A 7154-nucleotide genomic window follows, 5' to 3' on the forward strand; every position below is an offset into this window, starting at 1 on the left:
AAATTTTCTCTTCTATTGCGTAGGTCGCAATAATTAAATTCATTTTCTGAAGCACCTGCCGGATGTAGGTAGGTAGTGAAATTTTCTCTTCTATTGCGTAGGTCGCAATAATTAAATTCATTTTCTGAAGCACCTGCCGGATGTAGGTAGGTAGTGAAATTTTCTCTTCTATTGCGTAGGTCGCAATAATTAAATTCATTTTCTGAAGCACACGCCGGATGTAGATGGGTAGTGGAATTTTCTCTTCTATTGCGTAGGTCGCAATAATTAAATTCATTTTCTGAAGCACCTGCCGGATGTAGGTAGGTAGTGAAATTTTCTCTTCTATTGCGTATAGGGAAATAGTTAATTAATTTTCTGAAGCACCTGCTGGATGTAGATAGTTAGTGAAATTTTCTGACTATTGTGTATAGGAAAATAGTTAATTAATTTTCTGAAGCACCCCGCCAGATGGAGATGAATAGCTAGCGAAGGGTAATGCACCAACCAAAATATTTGGGATAGAAATATTTAGCACAGGTGGTGCGTTACATTTCATTAACGCACCCTACAAGATGGCTTACTAAATTAGAGCAGCCATCTTCACATCATTAGTTGCCAATAACTCCTGTAACTCATCAGAGTCTACAGTCTCCTTATCAACCAACATCTCCGCCAACTTATCCAAAACATGACGGTTGCCTACTAAAACTTCCTTCGCACGACGATAAGCTTGGTCTACCAAATTACGAACCTCATCATCAATAGCAGCAGCAGTTTCCTCAGAAAAATCACGCTCAGACATAATATCTCTACCTAAGAACATATTACCATTCTGACGACCAAGAGCCACAGGACCGAGGCGATCGCTCATCCCAAACCGAGTCACCATCTGGCGCGCCACACGAGCAACTTGCTGTAAGTCATTAGAAGCTCCAGTTGTGACCTCTTCATCACCAAAAACAATTTCCTCAGCAAGACGACCACCTAAAGCAACTGCCATTTGATTTTGTAGATAAGCACGGGAGTACAAACCAGAGTCCATTCGGTCTTCACTGGGAGTAAACCAAGTTAAACCACCAGCTCCACCACGAGGAATAATACTAATTTTCTGCACTGGGTCATAATCAGGCATTAAAGCTCCGACCAAAGCATGACCAGCTTCGTGATATGCTACTAGCTCCTTACGCTTCTCGCTCATTACTCGGTCTTTCTTCTCTGGACCAGCTAATACCCGGTCGATGGCATCATTAACTTCATCCATAGAGATTTCAGTTAAGTTGCGACGAGCTGCCAAGATAGCACCTTCATTCAATAGATTAGATAAATCTGCACCAGTAAATCCAGGTGTCCGACGGGCAATTTTTTCTAAGTCTACATCTTTGGAGAGACTTTTACCACGAGCATGAACGTTGAGAATTTCCAGACGACCTGCATAGTCGGGGCGGTCTACTACTACTTGACGGTCAAAACGACCAGGACGAAGCAGGGCAGCATCTAAAACGTCAGGGCGGTTAGTTGCAGCAATAATAATTATACCTGTGTTGCCTTCAAAACCGTCCATCTCGGTGAGTAGTTGGTTTAGAGTTTGTTCTCTTTCATCATTGCCACCACCTAAACCAGCACCTCTTTGACGACCTACCGCATCAATTTCGTCTATAAATACGATACAGGGAGCGTTAGACTTAGCCTGTTCAAATAGGTCGCGGACGCGGGATGCACCTACACCTACGAACATTTCTACAAATTCTGAACCGGAGATGGAGAAGAATGGTACTCCTGCTTCTCCAGCAACAGCTTTAGCTAGTAGAGTTTTACCTGTTCCGGGAGGACCTACTAATAGTACGCCTTTAGGAATTTTGGCTCCTATTGCTGTGAAGCGATCAGCATTTTTGAGGAAGTCTACTACTTCGGTTAGTTCTAGTTTGGCTTGTTCGATACCTGCTACGTCGCCAAAGGTGACTTGGGTTTGGGGTTCCATTTGGACTCTAGCTTTAGATTTACCAAAGTTCATTGCTTGGCTACCTGGTCCACTTTGAGCTCGACGTAGTAGGAAGAACAGTCCCACCAATAATAGGATAGGGAAGAATAAACTGCTTAATGCTCTGACCCAGAAACCTTCTTCATTCTGAGGCAGTACGGAAATATCTACGTTGTTTTGAGTGAGAATGTTAATTAGGTCAGGGTCATTAGGTAGATTAACCTGGACGACAGTTCCATCAGCTACTTTAACTCTAGCTATTGTCCGGTCAGCACTTATACTGACTTTATCTACGTTATTGCTTTCTACCTGTTGAATTAATTGACTGTATTTCCAGGTTTCGCGAGTTTGGGGTTGTTGATCGAAGAATGCTGTTGCTAAGGCGATGACTACTATTGCTAATAGGGCATATAGGCCAGCGTTTCTCCACCTTTTATTATTCACAGGGGTTTATCCTCCTAATTTTTTATGGTATGGGGACTATATTATTAATCCTGGTATATTAACTTATGTTAACTTATCTCTCATATAATACCACAAAGTATTAAAAGCTAGTGTCGCTACGCGGAAGTTAAAAGTTAAAAGTCAAAAGTATTGATTAGTAAAGCTTTTAGGATTTTGTAACTGGTCAGTTATTTCCGCCATTCTGCACTAGGGTTTTTCAGAGGTGACTCTGGCTTTTTCCTTATGTTGTGAAAGTAATTAATAACTAAAGTGTAGGTATTTTGAACAGTTTGAGATAATTAACATCTACTATTATGACATTTTTTTGCAGGTTGTTTAGAAGTATGGGGACTCATCTAAAAGATGGTTTGAAAAATGTTGTATGAGTTACTCTAGAGCAGGTTTATGATTGATTTTTATGATGCCATTGCTGAAAATAAAAAAGCCCAGTTATATTACAATCAGGGAAATTTAAGGGAAGCTATCGCCTTATGCTATAAAATTATTAAAATTTATCCAGATTTTGTTGATGTTTATAAAACTCTAGGAAATGTTTTGCAGGTTCATGGTAATAGAAATGCTGCTATTCGTGCTTATGTTAAGGCTACAGAGATTCAGCTTAGTGATGGTTTAAGTTATAGTCAGTTAAGTCAGTCTTTAGTATCTAAGTATGGCAGTCAAATTTTGCAGTTAGTTAGTGATAATCCTGGTCAAATGTCTTTTGCAGAATATATCTATATTACTAATGTAGTTGGTCAGAAAGTACCGGGTAATTTTTTAATTTTTGGAGTGGGGAAAGATACTCAGCTTTGGCTTCAGGTAAATGACGGAGGAAAAACAATATTTTTGGAGGATAATCAAGAATGGTTGATCGAGATAAAAAGTAGTTACAAAAATTTTTTTGAGGCTTATTTAGTTGAGTATAATACCAGAGTTTCACAATGGAAAGATTTACTCAGAGAATATAGTGAAGGAAATGATTGTTTATCAATGGTATTGCCTGAGAAAATTTTACTCACAAACTGGGATTTTATTTTGGTAGATGCACCTGCTGGATATTCTGAAGAAAAACCAGGCAGAATGAAAAGTATATATACGGCAGCTAAACTAGCTAGGCAAACTGGTACTCATATATTTATTCACGATTGCGATCGCTCGGTAGAGAATATCTATAGTAATTATTTTTTTGGCAAAAATAATTTAATTAATCAAGTTAATAAGCTCCAGCATTATTATCTCAAATAAGTCATAACCTAACTTTTGAAAATGCTAAATATTCTGCATATTATTCAACAACTTTCTTTGGGTGGTGCTGCCCGCTCGATGATAGCAACTGCTAAATATTCATCTCGAATGGGTATAGCACAAGAACATCGAATTCTTAGTTTATTAGGAGGATTGCCAGAAGCAGTTTTACTTGCTGAAACTGAGGGAATGTATGTAATTAATCAAGTTAATCAAAAAACTATTTGGAGAGAAATTGAAGCTGCGGATATTGTTCATATTCATTTTTGGAATAATCCTGAAATTTATGAATTATTATACTCAGAACTGCCGGCAATGCGATTGGTACTTTGGTTTAAAATAATTGGGGATAAACCACCTCATATTATTACAAAAGAGTTACTTGAATATACAGATTTTGCTATAGTAACAAGTCCTTATACTCTGGAGTTACCTATCTTTGAAAATCTATCTTCAGAAGAGAAAAATTCTAGTATTGATGTGGTTTATGGAATTGCTGATTTTGACAGACTTAGAGATTTTCAAGCACAACCTCATAATAAGTTTAATGTTGGTTATATTGGTACAGTTGATTTTGCAAAAATGCACTCTAATTATGTGGGAATGAGTGCCAAAGTTAATATCCCGAATGTGAATTTTATTGTTTGTGGTGGCATCAACAATTATTTACGACAAGAAGCAGAAAAATTAAGGGTAAGAGAGAGTTTTGATTTTAGAGGTTACGTTGAAGATATTAGATCGGTATTGGAAATTTTAGATGTTTTTGGCTATCCATTATGTGAGGATACTTATGCTACTTCAGAAAAGAGTTTGCAAGAGGCGATGTGGGTGGGAGTACCCCCTGTGGTTTTCCCTTATGGGGGAGTTAAAAAATTAGTTATTGATAACCAAACAGGTTTAATAGTTGATAATGAAGTTGAATATAAAAATGCTATAGAGTATCTATATTTTCACCCAGAAGAACGGTTGAGATTAGGTCGTAATGCACGAGAATACGCACGACAAAATTTTCATCCCGAACAGGCAACAAAAAAGATTAATGAAATTTATGATCGCCTCCTGCAACAACCAAAAAGAAAACGTGGATGGAGTCTTAATAAAATATCTGGTGCAGAATTATTTATTCAATCTTTAGGGAATGCTGCATCTAATTTTTCAGTCAGTCTAACTTCGGCAAATATTTCAGAACTATTAGCAGCAGAAACTCAAATTGCTAATTCATCTCCTGTTCTTTGTAATAGAGATGGAGGTGGAATTTTTAATTATCGAAATTATTATTCAAAGGATGGTTATTTGAGATTATGGTCGGGATTAGTTTTACAAAAACAAGGTCAGCATCATCAAGCAATTTCTGAGTTTACAGCAGGGATAAATTTAGGATATAACCACTGGCGAATTTGGTTTTATTTGGCAATTTCAGCAGAGAAAATTAACCGCCTTAACTTGGCAGAAAAAATTTTACGTCAAGTCAGAGAAAAAGCGCCTAATTTTACTCTGGCAACAGAAATATTCCAGAAAGTATTAGATAAGAAAGAAAAATTACAACTTTCTAAAAATAGTTTAGAAGAGCAAAGCAAAGTTAAAAACTTAGTAGACACTACTATTAATATTTCAATAGCTCCATCTGCCCCTATAAATATAGAGCAAATTGCTTTACAACGAAAGTTTTGGAATGTTAATTCCCTAGATGAAGCCATGTTTGTGCGGGTATTAGCTTATGAAGGAATAGACAAACTTTCTTCAACAGAAAAAAAGCAAGCTTGGGAAAAGTCAATAGAAAATTGGATGCCAAAAATCATGGGAGGTATCCCGGCAAAACAGGAGTGGAAAGTATTAGAAATCGGCTGCGGAGTTGGTCGCTTAATTAAACCTTTGCGAGAAAAATTTGCACAGGTAGATGGTGTAGATATTTCGGAAAAAATGATTCAGTTTGCCGGGCAATATTTAGCCGATGGCAAACAAAATGGAGAAGTGTCTGTTAATAATGGCTATGATTTACAAAAATTACCTGACCAAAGTTACGACTTTGTTTATTCAACAATTGTATTTCAACATATCCGTTCTATTTCTATTGTCAAAAGCTATTTCAGAGAAACATTTCGGGTTTTGAAACCAGGAGGATATTTCCGACTTCAGGTGCATGACTATAGCGCTCCAAATTTAGGAAATTTTGATGAGGAGGGAGCAGAAAATCGGCAATATTATTTTTCTGGCAATGCTTATACTGATACACAACTAAAAGATTTACTTCTTGTAGAAACTGATTTTGATTTAGTTTCTCTGGAATGCTCAAAACCTTGGATTTGGGCAACAGTTAAACGCTCAGAAAAACAAGTATTTTCACCTCTAGTCTCAGCCATAGTTTCTACATATAATTCTGAAAAATTTATCCGGGGATGTTTAGAAGATTTAGTTGCTCAGACTCTCTATCAGAAAGGAAAGGTAGAAATTATTATTATTGATAGTGCTTCAGCAGAAAAAGAAGGAGCGATCGCTCAGGAATTTCAATCTAAATATCCATACATAATTTATTATCGAACCCCAGAAAGAGAAAGTATTTATGCTGCTTGGAATCGTGCTATAAAAATTGCTAAAGGAAATTACATTACTAATGCCAATACGGACGACCGCCACCGTCCGGATGCTTTGGAGAAAATGGCAAATTATTTAGATAATAATTATGATACATCTTTAGTTTATGCAGACCAATTAGTTACTACTTTACCTAATGATTCTTGGGCAACAACTCAAGCAAATAAATGTTGGAATTGGCCGGAGTTTGACTATCAAGAATTAGAGCGACGTTGTATTGTCGGACCTCAACCAATGTGGAGAAAGTCTCTACATCAAAAGTATGGATATTTTCGCTCGGAATTTAAGGTTGCGGGTGACTATGAATTTTGGCTAAGGATTGGTAAGACTGAAAAATTTGCACGTTTTTCAGAGATTTTGGGATTGTATTTTGAGAATGAACAAGGGTTAGAAAAGTCTAGTATAAGAGCAGGAGAAGAAACTTATAATATTTGCCTTGAATATGGAATTATTCAACGGGGTGTTCGACGCAAAATTTCTGTTACTAAAGATATTTCGGAAGCGCAATTAATTTGTTTACCTTTTCGGGAAAGTCAAAGGTATGACTCTATTGAGAAATCTAGAGATACTTTCATCAATTTTCCAGGAGAGGAAAGTCAAAAATTTCCACTCACAAATTTTGAGTCGGAGTCGGAGGAGAAATTTAGAGACGCTACTTCGGAATTAACCAATTTTCCAGAAGGAGGAACTGAAAAATTCCCGCGCCGAAATTATCAGTCAGACTCTGCTGAGAAATTTAGAGACGCTACTTCGGAATTAACCAATTTTCCAGGAGAGGAAGCTGAAAAATTCCCGCGCCGAAATTATCAGTCAGACTCAGTGGAGAAATTTAGAGACCCTACTTCTGACTCGGTGGAAAAATTTAGAGACGCTACTTCGGAATTAATCAATTTCCCAGAAGGGGAAAGTCAAA

General features: G+C 37.1%; 4 protein-coding genes. 2 read left to right on the forward strand and 2 right to left on the reverse strand.

Annotated features, from left to right (window positions below):
* Together ACP6PM_RS18980 and ftsH3 are read right to left on the reverse strand one after the other, a co-directional pair.
* The coding region (locus ACP6PM_RS18980) for a hypothetical protein (protein ID WP_426587338.1) at nucleotides 1-277 on the reverse strand (277 nt) is incomplete at its 3' end.
* Between the two features lie 285 nt (nucleotides 278-562).
* Nucleotides 563-2404, reverse strand: coding sequence for an ATP-dependent zinc metalloprotease FtsH3 (gene ftsH3, locus ACP6PM_RS18985; protein ID WP_426587340.1), 1842 nt, complete (start codon nucleotides 2402-2404; stop codon nucleotides 563-565).
* Nucleotides 2405-2809: 405 nt separating this feature from the next.
* Here ftsH3 and ACP6PM_RS18990 point away from each other — a divergent pair, with 405 nt between their 5' ends.
* Together ACP6PM_RS18990 and ACP6PM_RS18995 are read left to right on the forward strand one after the other, a co-directional pair.
* Nucleotides 2810-3649: a hypothetical protein gene (locus ACP6PM_RS18990; RefSeq protein WP_426587342.1), complete on the forward strand. Its 840-nt coding sequence runs from the start codon at nucleotides 2810-2812 to the stop codon at nucleotides 3647-3649.
* Between the two features lie 21 nt (nucleotides 3650-3670).
* Nucleotides 3671-7154, forward strand: a 3484-nt coding sequence (locus tag ACP6PM_RS18995; RefSeq protein ID WP_426587344.1) for a glycosyltransferase, incomplete at its 3' end; no start/stop codon positions are given.

Origin of the sequence: Dapis brunnea BLCC-M229 (genome assembly GCF_050015995.1) — a bacterium.
GTDB lineage: Bacteria > Cyanobacteriota > Cyanobacteriia > Cyanobacteriales > Microcoleaceae > Trichodesmium.